Origin of the sequence: Brevibacillus sp. FIR094, from assembly GCF_050477165.1 — a bacterium.
Classification (GTDB): domain Bacteria; phylum Bacillota; class Bacilli; order Brevibacillales; family Brevibacillaceae; genus Brevibacillus.
Map to the genome: position 1 here is coordinate 131,705 of NZ_JBEAES010000002.1, position 20,258 is coordinate 151,962.

At 47.0% G+C, this 20,258-nt stretch carries 21 protein-coding genes and 1 other annotated feature; of the genes, 6 read left to right on the top strand and 15 right to left on the bottom strand.

The window, feature by feature from the left end; all coding sequences use genetic code 11:
- Positions 1-120: 120 nt before the first annotated feature.
- The 8 genes from ACQ5DJ_RS01870 to prsW all read right to left on the bottom strand — a co-directional run bounded on the left by ACQ5DJ_RS01870 (position 121) and on the right by prsW (position 5,538).
- Entirely contained in the window at positions 121-714 is a 594-nt protein-coding gene (locus tag ACQ5DJ_RS01870; RefSeq protein WP_429840945.1) for a lysophospholipid acyltransferase family protein, read from the bottom strand.
- Complete coding sequence (gene cmk, locus ACQ5DJ_RS01875; RefSeq protein ID WP_429840946.1) at positions 711-1,382, bottom strand: (d)CMP kinase; 672 nt, start codon at positions 1,380-1,382, stop codon at positions 711-713. The genes ACQ5DJ_RS01870 and cmk overlap by 4 nt, the downstream gene beginning before the upstream one ends.
- Positions 1,383-1,591: 209 nt before the next feature.
- Positions 1,592-1,774, bottom strand: coding sequence for a hypothetical protein (locus ACQ5DJ_RS01880; RefSeq protein WP_429840947.1), 183 nt, complete (start codon positions 1,772-1,774; stop codon positions 1,592-1,594).
- 25 nt (positions 1,775-1,799) lie between these two features.
- Positions 1,800-2,483 (bottom strand): flagellar brake protein, encoded by a 684-nt coding sequence (locus ACQ5DJ_RS01885; RefSeq protein WP_429840948.1) that lies wholly within the window; start codon positions 2,481-2,483, stop codon positions 1,800-1,802.
- A 115-nt stretch (positions 2,484-2,598) separates the two neighbouring features.
- Positions 2,599-3,966 carry a germination protein YpeB gene (ypeB, locus tag ACQ5DJ_RS01890; protein ID WP_429840949.1) on the bottom strand — a complete coding sequence of 456 codons (1,368 nt, stop codon included), beginning with the start codon at positions 3,964-3,966 and terminating at the stop codon, positions 2,599-2,601.
- Positions 3,967-3,998: 32 nt separating this feature from the next.
- Complete coding sequence (locus ACQ5DJ_RS01895) at positions 3,999-4,658, bottom strand: cell wall hydrolase (protein ID WP_429840950.1); 660 nt, start codon at positions 4,656-4,658, stop codon at positions 3,999-4,001.
- 26 nt (positions 4,659-4,684) lie between these two features.
- On the bottom strand, positions 4,685-4,843 hold the full coding sequence (locus tag ACQ5DJ_RS01900; protein ID WP_429840951.1) for a hypothetical protein: 159 nt from the start codon (positions 4,841-4,843) through the stop codon (positions 4,685-4,687).
- 20 nt (positions 4,844-4,863) lie between these two features.
- Positions 4,864-5,538: a glutamic-type intramembrane protease PrsW gene (gene prsW / locus ACQ5DJ_RS01905; protein ID WP_017248088.1), complete on the bottom strand. Its 675-nt coding sequence runs from the start codon at positions 5,536-5,538 to the stop codon at positions 4,864-4,866.
- 82 nt (positions 5,539-5,620) lie between these two features.
- On the opposite strand from prsW, the gene ACQ5DJ_RS01910 reads away from it, so the two are divergent.
- Positions 5,621-6,592 (top strand): asparaginase, encoded by a 972-nt coding sequence (locus ACQ5DJ_RS01910; RefSeq protein ID WP_429840952.1) that lies wholly within the window; start codon positions 5,621-5,623, stop codon positions 6,590-6,592.
- Between the two features lie 639 nt (positions 6,593-7,231).
- Here ACQ5DJ_RS01910 and ACQ5DJ_RS01915 read toward each other — a convergent pair.
- Positions 7,232-8,521 (bottom strand): Glu/Leu/Phe/Val family dehydrogenase, encoded by a 1,290-nt coding sequence (locus ACQ5DJ_RS01915; RefSeq protein ID WP_017248085.1) that lies wholly within the window; start codon positions 8,519-8,521, stop codon positions 7,232-7,234.
- A 311-nt stretch (positions 8,522-8,832) separates the two neighbouring features.
- On the opposite strand from ACQ5DJ_RS01915, the gene ACQ5DJ_RS01920 reads away from it, so the two are divergent.
- The gene (locus ACQ5DJ_RS01920; protein ID WP_429840953.1) at positions 8,833-9,576 is read left to right on the top strand and encodes a PIG-L deacetylase family protein; all 744 of its coding nucleotides are present in this window, start codon (positions 8,833-8,835) and stop codon (positions 9,574-9,576) included.
- Positions 9,577-9,649: 73 nt separating this feature from the next.
- Here the strand turns inward: ACQ5DJ_RS01920 and ACQ5DJ_RS01925 are convergent, their stop codons facing one another.
- From ACQ5DJ_RS01925 to ACQ5DJ_RS01950, 6 genes are all read right to left on the bottom strand, one after another.
- On the bottom strand, positions 9,650-10,249 hold the full coding sequence (locus ACQ5DJ_RS01925; RefSeq protein WP_144616076.1) for a genetic competence negative regulator: 600 nt from the start codon (positions 10,247-10,249) through the stop codon (positions 9,650-9,652).
- A 375-nt stretch (positions 10,250-10,624) separates the two neighbouring features.
- Positions 10,625-11,539, bottom strand: coding sequence for an NAD(P)/FAD-dependent oxidoreductase (locus ACQ5DJ_RS01930; protein ID WP_429840954.1), 915 nt, complete (start codon positions 11,537-11,539; stop codon positions 10,625-10,627).
- A 50-nt stretch (positions 11,540-11,589) separates the two neighbouring features.
- Positions 11,590-12,267, bottom strand: coding sequence for a LysM peptidoglycan-binding domain-containing protein (locus tag ACQ5DJ_RS01935; protein WP_429840955.1), 678 nt, complete (start codon positions 12,265-12,267; stop codon positions 11,590-11,592).
- Positions 12,251-12,841: a CPBP family intramembrane glutamic endopeptidase gene (locus ACQ5DJ_RS01940; RefSeq protein WP_429840956.1), complete on the bottom strand. Its 591-nt coding sequence runs from the start codon at positions 12,839-12,841 to the stop codon at positions 12,251-12,253. The genes ACQ5DJ_RS01935 and ACQ5DJ_RS01940 overlap by 17 nt, the downstream gene beginning before the upstream one ends.
- 16 nt (positions 12,842-12,857) lie before the next feature.
- Positions 12,858-14,369: a RecQ family ATP-dependent DNA helicase gene (locus ACQ5DJ_RS01945; RefSeq protein WP_429840957.1), complete on the bottom strand. Its 1,512-nt coding sequence runs from the start codon at positions 14,367-14,369 to the stop codon at positions 12,858-12,860.
- Complete coding sequence (locus ACQ5DJ_RS01950; protein WP_429840958.1) at positions 14,366-15,481, bottom strand: helix-turn-helix domain-containing protein; 1,116 nt, start codon at positions 15,479-15,481, stop codon at positions 14,366-14,368. The genes ACQ5DJ_RS01945 and ACQ5DJ_RS01950 overlap by 4 nt, the downstream gene beginning before the upstream one ends.
- 81 nt (positions 15,482-15,562) lie before the next feature.
- Here ACQ5DJ_RS01950 and ACQ5DJ_RS01955 point away from each other — a divergent pair, with 81 nt between their 5' ends.
- The 4 genes from ACQ5DJ_RS01955 to serA all read left to right on the top strand — a co-directional run bounded on the left by ACQ5DJ_RS01955 (position 15,563) and on the right by serA (position 20,205).
- The gene (locus ACQ5DJ_RS01955; RefSeq protein WP_429840959.1) at positions 15,563-16,474 is read left to right on the top strand and encodes a hypothetical protein; all 912 of its coding nucleotides are present in this window, start codon (positions 15,563-15,565) and stop codon (positions 16,472-16,474) included.
- Between the two features lie 103 nt (positions 16,475-16,577).
- Positions 16,578-16,784 (top strand): ferredoxin, encoded by a 207-nt coding sequence (locus ACQ5DJ_RS01960; RefSeq protein WP_007724004.1) that lies wholly within the window; start codon positions 16,578-16,580, stop codon positions 16,782-16,784.
- Positions 16,785-17,155: 371 nt separating this feature from the next.
- Positions 17,156-17,404 (top strand) — a binding site (T-box leader).
- Positions 17,405-17,474: 70 nt separating this feature from the next.
- Positions 17,475-18,629 carry a pyridoxal-phosphate-dependent aminotransferase family protein gene (locus ACQ5DJ_RS01965; protein WP_429840960.1) on the top strand — a complete coding sequence of 385 codons (1,155 nt, stop codon included), beginning with the start codon at positions 17,475-17,477 and terminating at the stop codon, positions 18,627-18,629.
- Complete coding sequence (gene serA / locus ACQ5DJ_RS01970) at positions 18,622-20,205, top strand: phosphoglycerate dehydrogenase (RefSeq protein WP_429840961.1); 1,584 nt, start codon at positions 18,622-18,624, stop codon at positions 20,203-20,205. The genes ACQ5DJ_RS01965 and serA overlap by 8 nt, the downstream gene beginning before the upstream one ends.
- The last annotated feature ends 53 nt before the right edge of the window (positions 20,206-20,258 follow it).

The following is a 20,258-nucleotide window of genomic DNA, read 5'->3' on the forward strand; positions in this document are numbered from 1 at the left end:
ACATGAAGCGGGAGCATGTATATTTTTAACTGTAGCCTGATGGCTGGCAGTTAGTACTGATGAAGCCAGTAAGTTCCAGCAGATTTAGTATTCGTCCCTTTAGCAATTCTATACCGTTTGCTAAGAGAGATGCTGGTTACGTAATTGCTTGATGTGCTCCATAATCAGATCGCTCGCTTCCTTCAACGTATCAGCGCTTGATTTGACCTCGCGCAGTTGAGTCAGATCGATCGGTTTACCGTAAACAATCTTAATGGAACGAAACGGTCGATATGGCCCGATAATGGCTACCGGAATGACCGCGGCTTCTGACTTGAGAGCGAACATCGCCACACCCGACATCGCTTCCCCAGGTTCCCCTGTTTTGCTGCGGGTTCCCTCAGGAAAGATTCCAAAGATTTTTCCATCTTCCAGCAATTTGAGAGTCGTACGAATGGCCGCACGATCTCCTGCACCCCGTTTGACCGGAAATGCACCGAATTTGGTAATCAAAAAGGATATGATCGGAATTTTGAAAAGCTCTTCTTTGGCCATGAAATGAACCTGACGCTCGATACCACTACCGAGAAGAGGTGGATCCCACAAAGAAATATGGTTGGCACAAAGGATCACTGGGCCTTCCTTAGGTATATGTTCACGCCCGATCACTTGCCAACGATAGACAAGCGAAAAAATTATGCGAAAAAAACCTCTGAATAAACGATAGTAACTCAATGGGTTGACTCTCCCGTTCGCTCGCAGATTTGCAAGATGCGATCGACCACCTGATCAATGGTCATTCCTGTTGTGTCTACCAAAACGGCATCTTCCGCCTGGCGCAACGGCGCGACTTCTCTCTGCATGTCCCGTCGATCTCGCTCTTCGATTTCTTTTTCCAGCTCAGCCAAGTCTGTCTGGGTACCTTTCGCGAGCAGTTCCTTCCAGCGGCGTTCTGCACGCTCTTGGATGGAGGCTGTCAGAAATATCTTCACATCTGCATCAGGCAAAACATGAGTACCGATATCTCTGCCGTCCATGACGACATTGCCTTGAGTCGCCAATCGTCGCTGGAGCACAAGCATTTGTTCACGTACGGAACCGTAGCTCGCAACAATGGAGGCGTACTGGCTCACTTCTGTGGAACGTATCCAGCTTGTGACATCGATTTCATTCCAGTGTACATGTTGCTGTCCGTTTTCCCGAACCAGTTGAATCTTGTTTTTTTGCAAAAGTTCGGAAACTGCAGACTCATCGTTGATAGGGAGCTGAAGGTGGTGGACTGCCCAAGCGAGGGCACGATACATGGCACCCGTGTCAATGTACACGTATTCCAGTTGTCCCGCTACTTTTTGGGCGACAGTGCTTTTGCCTGCTCCCGCTGGTCCATCAATGGCAATGTTCATTACTTCTCACCTGCTATGTACGTTAGTTCGGATGGGAATAAAACAAGAAAAGCTTCTGTCGAAGCCCTTTCCCATTCTTTGTGTGATGAAAAACGATATTGCGTTTTTCGGATTTGGCTGTGACCACTAGCGGTCTACAAAAAAACGATCTAAGACCGTTTTCTATGTTATCTATAATAGTACCATAGTATGGAAGCATGCGCAAACCTTTAGGGCTCTCTGGACACGCCTTCCAAGCGCTCTGTTTCGATTAATACTAGTCTTGCGGGTACGTACTGAATGAGGATTTCGCCTATGGTCAGTACAATCGCACATACGACAATTCCAATCATGATGCCTTTTTCTACCCGTTTGGAAAAGCTGCGAAAACGATCGTTGTACTGACTGGTCAATAGGGTCACTTCCTCTGATGAAGCGTCAATCCACAACGCCTTTTTTGCGAAGCTCTAGCTGTCTCTCGTAACACGCTCTAACCACTTTTGCCCGATCTTGCTCGCTGATTTGGGTGAACTTACCCGAAATCCATTGATGCAAACCTTGTTCTTCCGCCGGTTTTTGTCTGACGATTTCCATCTCAACAAAAGCATGTTGAACCTGTCCAGTTTTGTTTGGAAGGGAAATCCAGACGTGCAAGTTGTCTTTTTCCTTCAAATGATAGCTTTCCTCACAGCTAAAAGACAGACCACCACCGCTAATATCCAGTGTTCGTGCCAGAAAATGATAGCGTCGAATCGGATCATCCAGTTTGACTGCGATGTCTACCGTGGTGTCAATTCTCAAGTAGTTTCGTCGCTGTGTGCGCACAATCTCCTCTTTGGCCGGCAGTTGCAAAAGCAGTACAGGAATGTGATTGTTTTCCCTGCCGACAATCGCAGAGCGGAATTCATAGCGTGAGCCATCCTCGCCAACATACCAAACCAAGCATTCTGTCCCTGGTTGAAATATCCCAGTCCGTCCAGTGTTTTCGCTGGTTGGCAACTCGATAGAAGCTACATCATTCTTCAAATCAGCCACACGGCTTTTGAACGTTTGCAGCTCCATTTCTTCTGAGGAACTCGTGAAGTTTAGTCTGATTGTTTGTCCTATTCGTGGAAGCATCATAAAGTAAATGTTCCTCCCCTTCCCTATCACCCTTTCCATTATATACCCTTTTGTTTCGAATCAGCAAACAGGGAAAGCCGCTAAAAAACTAGCTTTCCCCATGATTTTTTTAACGCTATTGTCCCTCGTTCTGTGCTGATCCCGTTTCCATTTTCACAACTTCTTCTTCGTCTCCATTCATGGCGTTGATGTAGACCATGTACGAATTTCCTTCAAAGCTGCCTGTCATTTCCCATGTCAGCACTTCTTTTCCATCGTTTTTCCCTTCGATGAGAGCAAGCCGTTGATCCGTCACTTTTACGCTTGGATTGACTTTTTTCCTTGCTTCTTCTTTCGTGAGACGAGGCTCAGAGAGAATTCTCTTTTTGTGATTAAACAGATACTCCGTCGAGTTTAAGGCAGTAACCTCTCCATTGTCCAACGCAATCTCGACGACCACCCCGTCAGGATAAATTCTGACGCCATCCTGAACAGGCACAAACGTAAAGAGTGCGTTGCGGTCGTAGCTGTCGATCTCGGAGACTTGCATATTGTCAAATCCGTGGTTGCGCAAGAACACTCGACCTTTTTCTTCCGCCTGTGTCATGTCCAGCTTTTCCTCGCCAACCCCACGCTCGTTCATCATCCAAACCACTTTGCCGCCGCGTTTAGTGACATCGAGGTTAATGCCTGTCTTGTGTCCTTTTGGCGTGACACGTACACTATACGCCGAGTATTCTTGCCCCTTGCCGTTCTCATTCACTTCTACTTTCGCATCCCCTGGCTTCAACCCGAGAAACGCCAGTGCATTCTTCTCTGCTTCCTCTTTGGTGGCTGCTTTGCCATCGATCCCTTTGATTCGCTGCTGCTTTTTCTTATCGAGACTCTGTATCCCGACGCCCCAGTCTAAATCAGGGTATTCCTGCACTTTTTTCTCAATGGTTTGGAAACCATCGATGATGGAATTGTCCTCTTTGCTTTTATTCGAGGCCAATGCCGTCTCGACATCCATCCACCTCAGTTGTTTGTCCATCGCGAGGGTTTGTACCTTACGTAGCTCATCCTGGATATCCTTTGCTTGGGTGTGCAGGCTCTTCAATGTCTTGTATTCACTCTGGCTCAATGGCTGCTTGTCCAGATCACGCACAGCGACGCGATAAGAAAAATCTGCGACCCTCGATAGCATTTCTTCGGTTTTGCTAAACGCCATCAAGGTCAGTGGAAGTTGTCCGACATCCGCTTGTGCCGCATAGGAAAGCCGCCAAACATTCGTCAAAATTGGTGTCATTTGTCTGCGCGAGTTGACCACCAGCGATTTGCCAAGCTCATCGTGCAACTTATCCACATGATAAGTGAGATCGTGAAAAGCTCGTTGGTATGAGTTTTCCGCTTTGATCAGGACCGAGTTCTTCTCATTGTGCTCCTGATATCCCCACACGCCAGCGCCTATTAAGGCGACCAGGGCAATGGGAAATAACACGCGTGCTGTTGCTCCATATACCATCCCTTGCCACTCCTCCTTTGATTATGCATCCATCATCTGCAGAAGATGTGTTTCCCGATCTTTTTGACCTGCGGCCTGGTCCAAATCCAACCGGATGTTGCTGTATCCGGATTAAAATAGTACGTGCACCCTCCTGTCGGATCCCAGCCGTTTAGTGCATTCTTCACCGCTTTCGTTGAGCTTTCATTCGGTGTAAGCCATATTTGACCATCAGCAACTGCCGTAAAAGCACGTGGTTCGAATATCACAGCCGATGGCGTATCAGGAAACGAAGGGCTCTTGACTCGGTTCAAAATAACGGCTGCGACAGCTACTTGCCCTTCAAACGGCTCTCCTCTTGCCTCCCCGTAAACAGCATTCGCCATGATTTTTAAATCATTGTCAGAGACCCGTGAAGGGTGAAAGCTGGCTTTGGTTTTGGCCGTATTTTTCTTTGCAGCAGGTGCAGCTATCTGCTGTTCTTGTACGGCAGCTACATTCTTTTCTTTCCAGACAACCTTGTATCCACTTAACCCCGCTGCTACCAACATCACCAACACACCTGCGATCCAGATTGTACGCACGGCTGAATCCTCCTTGGCATGTATTGAAATCTTTGCATAGTGTTGGTGGAGGAAGAATGGATTATGCATGTAAATCTGGATATAGAAAAAGACCGATGCTACTTGCATCGGCCCACATAGATTTGTCACGCATTTTTAGTTGGGAAAGGAAAAGATCAGGACTCGTTAATCCGAAAATGCTTATCATTGTCACACAGGCATTGCTTGAACCCTGTTTCTACTTGCCCTCCAGGTTCTCGATGACCACGCAGTGTAAACTTTTCTCCACATACATTGCATTGAATTGTCACTTTTGCTCGTTCGGTTTTTAGCACGTACGTCTCCTCCTTACCGTCTATTGTGGACGTGAAGAGAGATTTTTAGAACCGAAATCGTGTGCTCTTTGTACCTTTTTTAAACCCTGCCACCACAAAACGAGCATGAACGGCACAATCACTACCAACCAGTTTTGCACTGCCAAAAAAATCACGTTGTACAGTGCGTGCAATCCGATTGGCAAGGTAATCGACATCCATAAAAAAAGCCGCTCATGTTTGGCGTCCTTGGAAAACTTGGCCCGTCCGAGATAATAGCCCATCCACACTGCAAACAACGCATGGCTGGATACCGGCAGAAAGGCTCGCCAGATGGCGATATTCGTTCCGTTGATAATGAGGTAGAACAAATTCTCCAACGTAGCAAAACCAAGTGACACCGCAACCGCATAAACAATTCCATCGTATGGCTCATCAAATTCCAAATGTTTATAAACCGTAAAATAGATGACCATCCATTTAAAAAATTCTTCCACGACAGCGGATTGGAAAACTTCCGCGACAATGCCATCCCGCCAGTTCCATTCATTCTGCATGATGTACTGGAGCACCATAATCGGTACGACCAGCAGCATCCCAAAGATAAACGACCGGATCACCATCGAAATCGGCTCCGGTTCGAGACTGTCACGCAGGTAAAAGTAACTTAAGATGGCGATACCGGGGGCAACTGCCGCGCCGATCAAAGCAATCATCTTTTATTACTCCTTTACACAAGACTATTGTTCATCGTACCATGAATACTGGTTGATGAAAACCCGCTACAGGAGAGAGATCATGTCAAAAAAAATTTTGGTAGTGAACACAGGCGGTACAATTGCCATGTCTGTCGATGACTCAGAAGGCGTAAAGCCATTGGATGATCAAGCAGTCAACAAAATCCTTCCTTTTTTAGAAAAACACGCGGATGTCACCATGAAAAATGTACTCAACCTACCTAGCCCTCATATGACTCCTGCGATCATGAATCAGCTACGACTCGATATTGAGGAAGCCTTTCACAATGATCACTACGATGGCATTGTTATTACCCATGGGACTGATACGTTGGAAGAGACGGCATACTTTCTCGACCTGACTTTATCCGTTAACGTCCCAATTGTCGTTACCGGAGCCATGCGCAGCAGCAATGAACTCGGAGCGGACGGCCCCGTTAATCTCATTTCTTCCGTTCGTGCAGCCGCTGACTCCTACAGTTTGAACAAAGGCGTTATCGTTGTTTTTAATGATGAAATTCACGCGGCTCGTCACGTAACCAAAACACACACGAGCAATGTCGCTACCTTCCAGTCGCCACAATACGGACCGATTGGAACCATTGCGAAAAAAAGTGTGCAATACCACCATGCTCCATTGGATCGAGAGCATTACGCCATTACCCACGCTAATGCGAATGTGCCGCTGATCAAAGCAGTTGCTGGCATGGAGCCTGCTTGGCTGCAGTTTTTATTGGAGCAGCCTATTGATGGACTAGTCGTAGAGGCGTTTGGATTAGGAAATCTTCCACCCGCTATCATCCCTACCCTGCAGCAACTACTTGACAAAGGCGTACCCATCGTGCTCGTCTCCCGCTGCTACAATGGCCAGGTGCAGGATATCTATGACTATGAAGGTGGAGGCCGCAAACTAAAAGAGATGGGCATCATCTTCTCCAATGGCTTGAACGGGCAAAAGGCTCGTCTCAAGTTAATTGTAACGCTGCAAAAAACACGGACTTTCAAAGAGCTACAGCAGTTGTTCGACCAGTAAATAATATGACTACAACCTCCTGCCCATCAGGAGGTTTTTTCTTCTTTGAAAATATGTTATACGAAGCTGTTGTGGAGGGGAGGAAACAGGAGAAAACGCTCAACTTCTAGGGCCACCCCCTGTGGGATTGACTACCCGCCTCCATGCAAAAAGCGAAACCGCGTCCAAAGTAGTCCTTTCAGGATGTGTTTCAGAGGTGGACGCTTAAGAACGTGTTTCGCTTTTTGCATTCCGTCTCGGTCGGTATCCCTAAGATCTTCGCTTTTTTCTCCTGTTTCCTCTACAAGCTTACCGTTTTAGACAGGTTTTAAATGCCTTAAAAGATTGAAGAGTGTTACCTGTTACGACAGAGAAGAATATTGCCAGGCGTAGCGAGTTGTGGAGTCCTACCTAGCGGAGAAGGGATTTGCGGGCAAAAGAAACGCAACCGTGCTCCTACTTCGAAGCGGCTACCACTTTTGCGTTTCCCCGCGAATCCCTTCGGAGCGGACCGTCCCAGCCCTCAGCAGGACGGAGCCTGGAGCCTAGCCTGGAAGTATTCTTCTCTCCCCTACAGCCACATCACACGCCCCAATAAAAAAGGCCTCGCCATAAAGGCGAAGCCATGTTTTCTCAATATATGGAGGGTTGTTTGAAAAATTATACCCAACCGCGGAAGCGAGAAGCCTCAGCCATTTTGCGGGCACCAACCATGTAAGCAGACAGACGCATATCAATACGACGAGTTTGCGACATGTTGTATACATTTTCAAACGAACGAACCATTACTTTTTCCAACTTCTCTTCTACTTCTTCTTCAGACCAGTAGTAGCCTTGGTTGTTTTGTACCCACTCGAAGTAGGAAACAGTCACACCACCGGCACTTGCCAGTACGTCTGGAACCAGAAGAATTCCACGCTCAGTCAAAATCTTGGTCGCTTCCAAAGTAGTTGGGCCATTTGCCGCTTCTACTACGATTGACGCCTTGATGTTGTGAGCATTTGCAGCTGTGATTTGGTTTTCGATCGCTGCCGGAACCAAAATGTCGCATTCCAGTTCCAAAAGCTCTTTGTTGGAAATCGTGTTGTTGAACAGTTTTGTAACTGTACCAAAGGAATCACGACGATCCAGCAAGTAGTCAATATCCAAACCGTTCGGATCATGCAGGGCACCGTAAGCATCAGAGATACCTACAACTTTAGCACCTGCGTCATGCATGAATTTTGCCAAGTAGCTACCAGCGTTACCAAAGCCTTGTACAACTACGCGAGCACCTTTTACGTCGATGTTGCGACGCTTCGCTGCTTCACGGATGCAAATCGTTACACCTTTTGCCGTAGCTGTTTCGCGGCCATGGGATCCACCCAGCGCAATTGGTTTACCCGTAATGAAACCAGGCGAGTCAAATTCACGGATACGGCTATATTCGTCCATCATCCATGCCATGATCTGTGAGTTCGTAAAGACGTCCGGAGCTGGAATATCTTTAGTAGGACCCACAAGCTGGCTGATTGCGCGAACGTAACCGCGGCTCAGTCTTTCCAGTTCGCGGAAGGACATTTCACGCGGGTCGCAAATGATACCGCCTTTACCACCGCCATATGGCAGATCGACGATACCTGCTTTGAGGCTCATCCAGATAGAAAGTGCTTTAACTTCATCCTCAGTAACTTCCGGGTGGAAACGAATGCCCCCCTTGGTCGGACCTACTGCATCGTTGTGCTGTGCACGATAGCCCGTAAATACCTTTACTTCGCCATTATCCATGCGAACCGGAATACGTACAGTCAAAACGCGTAGCGGTTCCTTCAAGAGTTCAAACATCGATTCTTGGTAACCTAGTTTCTCCAGTGCTTCCTTGATCACCGTTTGAGTTGAATGGAGCAAGTTCAATGATTCTTGCTTTTCTTTCCCTTCGGTGCTTTCGGTTACCACGTCTTGATTACCCATTACTTACCACCTCAAAAATGTTTTCGGTCAATGCCGCCTTTAGTATACACGCTTGTATCATTTATGAGAAGCTTAAAAATGTTTTTTTTCCATTTCGAAAACGTTTTCGTACCTTGTTTTGCATAATCATTCAATTATTTACCATCCATTTTGAAATCGCTTTTACAGACTGCATTTTGTCCAAAAAGCTTCAAATGCACGTCCAGTCATGCTTGTATTGTCCCCAAACTTGTTTCTTTCATTACAGGAATAGTGAATTTATGCCATAATGGAAAAAGTAATGGTGGAAGTTTATTCATGGAGGTGTTTTTATGAAAAAAAAGTCTATTTTGTTTGTTTTTGCCCATCCCGATGACGAAACGTTTGCTTGTGGGATTTCCATTTCCAAATATAGTGAAACCAATATGGCCAGCACTCATCTATTGTGTGCAACAAAAGGGCAAGCAGGAAAAGCTGGTGAGCCACCGTTATGCACACCGGAAGAACTCCCTCGCTTTCGCGAGCAAGAGCTTCGCGACGCTTGTGCCATACTCGGGTTCGATCAGGTAGACGTCTGGGAATATCAGGATAAGCTCCTAAACACAGTATCTGTAGATGAGCTCGTTACTCGTATCCATCAGGCTATTCACCAGATCCAACCGGAAATCGTCGTCACGTTTGCACCGCATGGCATCTCCGGACATCCTGACCATTTGGCGATTAGTCATGCTACCACCCAGGCAATCCTTTCTTTAGGCCCAGATACGAGTGTGCGAAAGCTTTATTATGCGACTCGCTCATCCGACGAAGGATTTGGTACAATGAAACCTCCCTTTACGGATCCAATCGAGAGCATTACGACGATCATTCACGCCCCCGAATGCATGCAAAAAGTAGCAGATGCCTTGCGGGCGCACAGAACACAGCACCTATCAGTAGAACGCGTTTTCCCAGGTGTAACAAAAGGCGAGCACCATTCTGTTCCGCCGAACAATCATTACATCTTGGCTTGGCACAGCCTTCCGAACTATACCATTCAAGGTAAAGAGGCTGATTTTTTTGACGGCCTAGCATAATCTGTACAGACAGCAACAGCACCTAGTTGGTTGACTAGGTGCTGTTTTATATTCCCAGACATTTCTTTTTCGATTACGCGAAATGCCTGCATATTTCTTTCACAGCATCGTCGGCAACGATCACTTTCCCGTATTCTTCCAACACATAAATCGTTATCGGCGTCGCTTCTCCGTACTCAGAGAGGATCGCAATTAACTTGTGATAACGCTCCTGATCCAAGTCGACCTCCTCCAGCACCAGATGATATTTCCCCTGGTAGAAGTAGGCAGCTCCGCCATTGGTCAAAAGGGCGTTAATGCGATGGGCGGCTTCAACCATATGCTCAAAGTCTCGGAAGGCATACATGATTAGATCGCTTTCTTCCAATGTAACCTCTAGCTCATATACATCCTCGTCTTCGAATTCTTCCTCTTTTCCGTCCTTTGAGCCCGTCTTGCCACGTGTTACGATTACGACCATTCCCTGAGCTGGCAAGGCGAACACTTCAACTGCAACAGGCCCTGATACCTCAAATCCTAATTCGTGATAAGCCTGTTCCATCATGTCGTTGAACAGTTCATGAACTTTAGGAATGTCACGCCACATGTCTTCTTTTTCTATCCCGCGCTCTGAGAGGTCGTCAAAAGTTAAAAAGATTCGTATTTTATCTTGACCAAGGCGTTCAACACGCATGACTGTCCCTCCTCGCCATCCAGTCGTACTACAAAATATGATGGTAAGCCTGTAAGAGTTCTCCACATTCTCCGGCGAATACCTGTTGGCATTCATCCATTTTTTGATGGACTGGAAAATACGGGGTAGTCCTATCATATCACATTTATTTACTGGAACAAAGCTACCATGACACCTACGCTGCGTTCACCTTTCGATGTCGAATCCACTCACGAAAAAAGAAACTTTGTTGTTGCCTGTCATTTCCTGCGCTTTCCCAGGAAAAGTTCCCCCTCTTGGTTCTTCTTCTGTATTTATATTTGGCCCTGCTAGTTCGGGTTCCTTCTCATTCTTAAAGGTTTGTACATGAAAAAACGCCCAGAATCAGGCGTTTTTCTACGTCTCATATTCACGCAGCCGCTTTTGAATCCAAATGGCCGCCTGTGTTCCATCACCCATGGCAATCGACACTTGTTGAGAATGCTCATTAATATCGCCGACAGCCCATAGGTTGGGATGATCGGTTTCTTTTGTTCGCGGATTCGTATGGATGTGGCCCTTTTCATGAATTTGCACGGAAAAACCACGCAAAAGCTCTGTCAGAGCATGAGCACCAGGAAAGGCAAGAAATGCTCTTTCTGCAGACAAGCGTTCCCCTGAAGAGAGTTCGATTTCTTGCAATTTCCCCGCTGTATGATGAAGGGCGCATACTTTTTCCTCCCGATACATAATCCCTCGCTGGCTCAGTCCAAAGACAGCCTGCGTATCCACCTGCACTTGTGTATGGTTAATGACTGTTAACCTGTTTGTATAATAAATAAGTTCGTCGGCCATCGAAACAGCGTGTGGGCCCGCCCCAATGATTGCCGTGTCTTTCTCAACTGTTTCATAGCCGTCACAGTCGGGACACAAGAAAATCGATATCCCTACACAATCGGAGAAGCCAGGAATCGTTGGAAACGGATCACAAATGCCGGTTGCCAATACCAGCGTTCGCGAAGTAAGCGTATGTATGCCACTTTTCGTACCTATTGTAAATAAGCCGCTTGAGTCAGTAGCAAGCCTTGTTACCTCATCTGTTATCAAGAGTGCGCCATATTTTTGTGCTTGCTCCCTGCCCGCTTGACGCAAAAAATCGCCACTAACCCCCTCCGAAAATCCGAGAATGTTTCGGTAGGCTTTGGCGACTGTTGATCGACCACCCGGCATGTCAATGACTGCAACGCGTCGAAGGCATCTTGCTAGTTGGATTGCGGTTTGAAGCCCTGCAATCCCGCCGCCGACAATGACCGTATCATACTCCACTTGCATCCACCTGCTTATCCTTTTCCAGATAGCATTGCCAGTGGAGCACGATCTCATTACTGAAGGAGGGGAACCATAACAATTTTTCCTTCAACGAGCCCTGCTTCTGAATGAAGTCCGTTATATCTTGCGATTCGTCCTACGTTCGAATTATTTCCATAGTACTTTCGTGACAGCATAAACAGCGTTTCACCCTTCTTCACCACATGCTTGACGACCTTCGATTTTGTTGTAGGCGGCGTTGAAGCTTGTTTTCCCGGTGTAGCTACTTTGCTAGTAGAAGTACTCGCGATCTGGTTTGCCTTGTTTACAGGTGTACCATTCGAAGTTTGGGCTGGGACTGGGCTTACAGCAGGTGTCTGTATGCTTGTGGTTGCCTTCACTCCAGGCTCAGCTGGTTTTGATTCGATCGTTTTCACCTTGGCAGGTGGGGTGGTCACACTTGCACCGGGATCAGGCGTAGCAGCAAGAACGACGGATACAGGCTCCTTTTCTCCTGCCTTGCTTCCTTGTGAAGTGGTACTCGCTTTGCTAACATCTTTCACTTCAACACTACCAGAAGCTGCTGACTCGTGTGTGACATTGGCCCTGTACAACTCAAAACCAATTAACCCGAAAAAGACGAATCCAAACAAGTATAATCCCGGTTGAATCCACTTTTTAAACGAGAACGACGCTTTAGGGCGAGTATGACGGGAGCGTCGGGGTGGTAATGGATTATGCTCGAGATTCACTCTTCCTCCCCCTTTTCTTGATCGTATTTTGTAAATAAAATGCTAACATGACGTCAATAAGGATATGAGCCACAATCGAGGGCCAAAGGGACTGATAGTGGGAAAACAAGAGTCCCAAGATCCAGCTTGTACCAAATACACTTATGATCATGAGCGGTTTTTTCAAATAACGCACGTGGATCAGTGTAAAAATAAGACTGCTCCAAAAATTCCCCGTAAGAGATTGAATGACTCCCCGGAATAGCCATTCCTCTCCCACTCCTACTACCATACAGACGAGAATCGTAGTGGATGGTAACATGGCCCCAAAAACTTTCTCATTGATACTGCCATCATCTTGCCATCGCTTAGGCAAGTAACGATCCATCGCAATACTCGCGCTGATAATACCTGCGGCTACAAACACAGCCCACAGTACGGCATTCCAGTCTGGCAAAGTAAACAAGGACAGAGTAGCATCCCAACCCAGCACCAATAAGCTACCGGCAGCAGCCACTCCCATCACGATTCCTTGTGTCAACCATAGATTCAGCCAAAGCGTGGCTTCATCCACCTCTAGCCGATCTTCCCTCACTCGATGTTTCTCTCCTTTATTTGTTCGGCAAAAGAGTGTCTAACGCCTGCCGCAAATTCCATTTGATTTGTTCATCCTTTGCAATTGCATTGTCATTCGTTTGGAAATACGCATCCTTATTTAGGCCGCATTTCTTACAGCAATACAGATCAAATTGATGATCATTCTCTTTGAAATACGTATTGATGCTCGCACGCAAACAGTTTTCTCCTCTTACGTAAGACACCATTTCTGCCAGCTTTTTTTGCTTAAAGCTTCTTCTTTTTTCCGTTTCCTGCCAAATAATTTGAGCCTTCGGATACGATTCTCCGGCAGCTGCAGCTTCGTGGGAGGCCAGCACTCTTTCCGCATAAAAGGCAAGAAGTGCGCCCATTTCTTCGGATATGTCCATCATCGCCAATGCCTCGTTCGTCAAGGGTACTCCAGTATTGCACAGCTGCTCGTATTTTTGAACTTGCGCTTGTGTTGGGTACTCCTTCTCCAGCATGTGTTGATGAATCTGCCAATCGTCCCACGAAAATAAAAGCAGCGCATACCCAGGCTGGCCGTCACGGCCGATCCGCCCGATTTCTTGTGCGTATGCCTCCAAACTGGCTGGCATTTGGTAATGGATGACGTAGCGAATATCTGACTTGTCGATTCCCATACCAAACGCATTGGTTGCAATAATAACATCCAGCTCACCCTCGAGAAATTGGGATTGGATCAGCATTCTCTCCATGCTGTTCATCCCCCCGTGGTAACCGTGAACGCGTTTTTTTCCATCAAGTTGATAAGAGGCTGCCAATACATCTACCGCTTGTCGCGTGCTGCAGTAAACGATCCCAGGGCCCTGCAAACGATCGATCTGATCAAATACATACGAACGCCTGTCACTTTCCTCCGCAACTTCAACCAGATCATAGGCGATATTCGCCCGATTAAGGGATTGCAACACGATGTCTTCTTTTTCAATGGAAAACAAGCTGCAAATTTCTTCACGAACAGTCGCCGTCGCGGTTGCCGTCACAGCTAGAACAGGAGGTGCTCCCAATTGTTTCACGACTTGTGGCAATCGCAAGTAATCTGTGCGAAAGTCATGTCCCCATTGCGAGATGCAATGCGCTTCATCAATGGCGATCAAAGACACCCTCGCCCGCTTTAACACTTGTTGGACATAGGGCTGTTGAAGCTTTTCTGGAGAAATATACAACAGCTTGTACGCGCCTTCTGAGAGCCCTTTTAAGATTTCGCGAGACTCTGTCGGATCCTGCATGCTGTTCAAATAGGTAGCCGGAATTTTCTTTCGCGCTCGTAGCTGCTGCACCTGATCGACCATCAAGGAAATCAACGGGGAAACCACGACGGTCAGTCCTGGAAAAAGCATTGCTGGCAGCTGATACGTCACTGATTTCCCGCCACCTGTTGCTAATAACCCGAGAACACTTCGTCCATGCAATAGACGTTCAATAATAGACTCTTGACCGGGACGGAATGAGTCGTATCCAAAATGCAGCTTTAATCTGTCGTACATGAGCTGTTTATTCATTTTGTCCCCCTTGTCGCTCGTGCCAGTGCCAATCGGATTTGCAAATACGTCACTGTTGCTTCCAATTGATCCTTGATGAGCCGGAGTCTGCTTGTATCGAGTCGCTCACTTGTCTCCACGATCTCTTTTGCCAGCTCATTCGGCAAATACGTTGTCATATCCCATTCTGGACAGCGCAAGGCAATCTCTACCAAATGATCTTCTATTGTACTTTCTTTCATTTGTCGTTTCTTCGCTATTTCTTTTTTGTCACAGCCAGTCTGAAGAAGGGCGTACGTTCGAGCAGCACTTTCGGTTAGACGTGGATCAAGCTTGTGCGATTCTGTCACAAGTTTTGATAAAAGAGGATAGTGATTGCTCTCTGCAAGCAGCGTCTGAATCGACGCGGCAAGCCCGTATCGAAATTGCAGCATGAGATAGCTACGACTCGTTTGGCGAATATCTGCTACTTGTCCCATGGTTTTGCCAACTTGTCCCGCCCCTGACAGTTGACAAAACAAAAGCTCCTGCACATCTTCATCCAAAGGCTCCCACAATCGATATAGCTCGGCAGACAATTGCTGTTTCCACACATTTCTTATTGCCCCATCAGCCAATTGGTTTTTTACCCAACGCTGTGCCGTCTTGTCCGAAACGACCGGAATGAAACCAAGATCACCATGATGCATTTGCGATATCGTCTGCACCATAAGATGAAGCCTGCTCCAAAATGGTTCGATTCGCTCCGCCAAATCGGACTGAGTAAAAGGTGCGAACCATACATCAAACCGATATTTTTGGTACGTATGCTTGGCATGCTGCCATCCTGTATCAGAAAAGGTAAATGTCGGCTTCGAATTCGTTCCACCTGCATCCACAGGTAAAATCCAGCCCGCCTGAAATAAAGTTGAAACTATTTTCTCCCAATCCTCTCTTGGAAAACGAGAAAACATCCGATAATACGGATAAAGGGTATACAAATGCACATCTTGCAGTGTCTGATTGGCTTTTCTGCCACGCAGTATGTAGTAGGCTGACTGCAGCGTTCGTTCATTGGCCAGAGGTAACATGGCATTCAAGGCGACCGCACATAAAAGGTCTTGCTCCTCTGCCGCACTGTTCCGACTGTTCATTGGTACTCCTTACATCATTCTATATTTTTCAAAGCTCTATAGTAAGCGAAGTAAACTGCATCATTGGATTTGGAGGATAGTATGACAAAACGATTAAAAAGAACTGAATTTATGATGGCGTACATGATCATCATAACACTTGCCTGCACAGTTGGTGGATTTTTTTTCGGGGCCCATTATATGAAGACACAATTGGAGTCGGAACAAGCCGCCGTACTCGAAGCAGAGAAAAAGGAAGCCGAAAAAGAAAAACTGCTGCGTGAGCAAAAGCTGTACAACGAACAGGACTTTATCCGATTTTACTATGCCGTTTATGCACCTCTGCTTGATCTGAAGCAAGCACATTTTGATACGATGGATAAATGGAATCAAATGAACGAAAGTGAACGGACGGATGGCTTGAAGCAGCTCAGCAAATTAGCTGACCAGACAAGGAAAGAGCTAGAGAAAAATGTTCCCTTGCCGACGTCACCCATGCTAAGACAAGCTCATGCCACTTTTACGAACAGTGTACGGGCGTATTTGGATAGTATGGAGCAGATTCGTTCCGATCAAAATAATGCTACGCCAGCTTCTATTGGAGCTAGCCTGACGCTTTTCCAAAATAATTGGCTAACCGCACAGGAAATGGTCTATCACTCCATCGCGTCTTGGGAATCGGCTTACGTGGTGAAGCAAGCCATACCGAAGCAAGTACCTGGAGCCGTTAACACCGCGCAGTGGAAGCAGTATCCGTTTCACTACCGCACCTATCTCGCAGCTGTGGCCATGTCGGCAAGCAATCAATGGAGCAGCTATAATCCTGAGGACCTGACTGCAAGACTTGATTTGCTCATCGCTTCTAATGAAGTTCAAGCACTAGGAATCAAGGATTTAGCCGCTGCCGTGAAGATTTTGAACGCGACAGATGCAGTATCTGCGGGAGATTTTAAACGCTTAAATACACAGCTCTACTCCGTGCTGAGGGCACCTGAAATCCCTCTTTATAAGTAGTCGTACATTTTTAGACTGATTCAATCTTGAAATCTTGTCACCAAGAGCATACAATGGTCTATGATAGTGGACGTACCACTTCGGTATGGGAGGTGAAACCACGATGACTACATGGGTAGATAAAGATACTTGTATTGCTTGCGGTGCTTGTGGCGCCACGGCTCCTGACGTCTTTGATTACGACGATGAGGGCCTTGCGTTCAACAAGTTGGATGACAATGCTAACAGCGTTGAAATCCCGGATATCCTGCATGACGATGTTCGTGATGCTGCTGAAGGATGCCCGACCGACTCTATTAAAGTGGAATAGTATTCCATCTACTAATGGAAGAGACCTCTTACGTACTCCGGTATGTAAGAGGTTTTTCATTATATCCTCCTCTCCTCCACTGAACGAATGATCGACAACTTCCTGTTCTTTCTTCTGTGATATTTTTCGGTATGATAAAAGCAACAGCAAAAACCGAACATTAAAACGTGTTTTTTCCATTTTTTGTGATGTCAATATCTTAATGTTCGTGTTTTGGTCATTTTCAACGTGTTCCCAGCACAAAAATGAGTATTATTCACGAACGATAACCGTCTTAAAATAAATAATGTTCATTTTTTCTCGTTTTTCTTCTTGACGGTGTTATTTTGACGTGATATCGTAAGTACAAATCTTACGAAACACTTTATAAAACAACGGCGTTGACGAAGAAACGCTGTGATCGAGAAATCCCCAGAGAGCCGATGGTTGCTGCGAATCGGCGATTTCTCCCACGGTTAAGCACTTCTGAGCTGCTGCGTTGAAAAGAGGGTTCACCACCCCAGTAGACGCAAACGGTAGATCCGTTATCTCTTTTAGGTCATGTACCTACCAAGGCTCTTTTTTGAGAAAAAAAGAGCGAATGAGGGTGGCACCGCGAAGCAAAGCCTCTCGTCCCTCACTGTTCTGTAATAGGAGCAGTGTGAGAACGGGAGGTTTTTTTGATATGCACATATATAGGAGGAGAAAACCATGTTTACAGACAAAATGATCTTGAGAATCCCTGGTCCTACCCCCATTCCAGCACGTGTTCAAACAGCAATGAATCAACCGATGATTGGACATCGCAGCGGCAAATTTTCCGCTCTCTTCGCCCGTACTGCTGAAAGACTGAAGCCTTACTTTGGCACCAAGCAGGACGTATACATCTTGGCAGGTAGCGGAACGAGCGCGCTGGAGATGGGCGTCGTAAACACGCTCCAACCAGGCGATGAAGCTGCCGTCCTCGTCAGCGGTGCATTTGGTGAGCGCTTTGCAAAAATTTGCGAACGTTACGGTGTAATCGCCCATCGGTTAGAAGTGCCTTGGGGAAACGCCGTAACACCTGAGCTAGTTGAAACATTCTTGCAAAAAAAGCCGCAGGTAAAAGCCGTATTTGCAACCTACTGTGAAACATCCACTGGGGTAGAAAATCCGATTGCTGATTTGGCGAAAGCAATCCGCACACATTCGGACGCCCTCTTCATTGTGGATGCGGTAAGCAACCTTGGTGCGGTTCCATGCGAGATGGACGCTTGGGGTGTCGATATAGTGGTAACAGGCTCGCAAAAGGCTTTCATGCTGCCAACAGGCCTTGCCTTCCTCGCTGCGAGTGAACGCGCATGGCAAGTGATTGAGCAAAACAAATCGCTCGCTTTCTATTTGGACCTGAAAGCATACCGCAAGAGCTTGGCAGAGCAAACAACACCATATACGCCTGCTGTATCCCTTATTTTCGGTCTCGCTGAAGTATTGGATATGTTGGAGGAAGAAGGCTTGCCAGCTATCGTAAAGCGCCATGAACTGATGAGAGACATGACTCGCGCAGCGATGAAAGCATTAAACATCAAACTCATGGCGGAAGATCAGTACGCATCGACGACCGTAACTTCTTGTGATCCTGCTGGTGTCTTTCATGCAGAAGCTCTCCGCAAAATGTTAACTCAGCAATTCAACATCACGATTGCTGGCGGCCAGCAGCACCTGAAAGGCAAGATCTTCCGTATCGGGCACATGGGTTATTGCGAGCCATTGGATGTACTGCAAGTCATTTCTGCCATCGAATTGTCGCTTCACCAAATCGGTGCCCCAGTAGAGCTGGGTGCTGGTGTAAAAGCTGCTCAGGAGGTGCTCATTGCACATGTATAAAGTACTCATTACTGACCCACTTAGCGAATTTGGAATTCAACAGCTCTTGGACGCTTCTGATGTAGAAGTGGTTCGTCAAACAAACCTCTCCCCTGCCGAACTGATCGATGTGATTGGCGATTACGATGCACTCCTCGTGCGCAGCCAAACCCAAGTAACAGCAGAAGTACTCGCTGCCGGCAAAAAGCTGAAGGCAGTCGGTCGTGCGGGTGTTGGGGTCGATAACATTGATATCAACGCTGCCACCCAAGCAGGTATTCCAGTCATCAACGCTCCAGACGGCAACACCATCTCTACTGCAGAGCATTCGTTTGCCATGCTGATGGCTGTCGCTCGTAACATCCCTCAAGCGCATAAGAAGCTGGTAGACGGTACATGGGATCGCAAAAGCTTCCAAGGGGTTGAGTTGAATAACAAAGTACTGGGAGTCCTCGGGATGGGCCGTATCGGTTCAGAGGTTGCGAAGCGTGCGAAAGCATTTGGCATGACCGTCATGGGCTTCGATCCTTTCATGACCGAGGAACGTGCACAAAAGATCGGTGTAACCAACGCAACTGTCGATGAAATTTGCCGCAAAGCAGATTTCATTACCGTCCATACTCCGCTGACAAAAGAAACGCGCCATATCATCAGCACGCGTGAATTCGCGAAAATGAAAGATGGCGTTCGCTTGATCAACTGCGCTCGTGGGGGAATCATTGACGAGAAGGCTCTCTACGAAGCGATTACCACTGGAAAAGTCGCGGGGGCAGCTCTGGACGTTTTCGAAGAAGAACCACCTGTAGACAACCCTCTCGTCGGTCTGCCACAAGTGGTAACGACTCCACATCTAGGAGCTTCGACCATTGAAGCACAGGAAAACGTAGCCGTAGACGTATCGGAAGAAATCCTGAAGGTTCTTCGTGACGAGCCATTCAAAAACGCAGTGAATTTGCCTTCGATCCCTGCGCACGTAATGGAAAAAGTTCAACCTTACTTTACATTGGGTGAAAAGCTGGGCCATTTCCTTGCCCAAGTGACGGTAGGTTCCATTTCGGAGATATCGATTAAATATAGCGGTGAGTTGACGGAAGTAGACACCTCTCCTCTGACTCGTACTGTCCTTAAAGGTGTACTGTCCTTCCGCTTAGGCGAGGAAGTCAACTATGTGAACGCACCGATTCTGGCAAAAGTGCGTGACATCACCGTAACGGAGCAAAAGGCAGCACAAAACAAAGGCTTTACGAACTTATTGACCGTTAGCTTAAAAACGACGCAAGAGACACGCACAGTGGCTGGAACACGACTCAATGGTTACGGTGCGCGCATTGTGAAAATTGATGACTTTGCTATTGACGTAGCGCCTGAGGGCTACCTCCTCTACATTCACCATAATGACCGTCCGGGTGTAATTGGTCGTGTCGGCTCCATCTTGGGTGAAAACAGCGTGAACATTGCAACGATGCAGGTAGGACGCCGTGATATTGGTGGAGACGCGATCATGATGCTCTCTGTCGACAAACCATTGACGCCAGAGCTTCTCGATACGATGGGCGAGCTGGCGGAAGTGAAAAGCGTTACACAAATTGAGCTGTAGGTTCTCCTTTCCATACGAAAAAGGCCTGGCCATATGCCGGGTCTTTTTCTTTA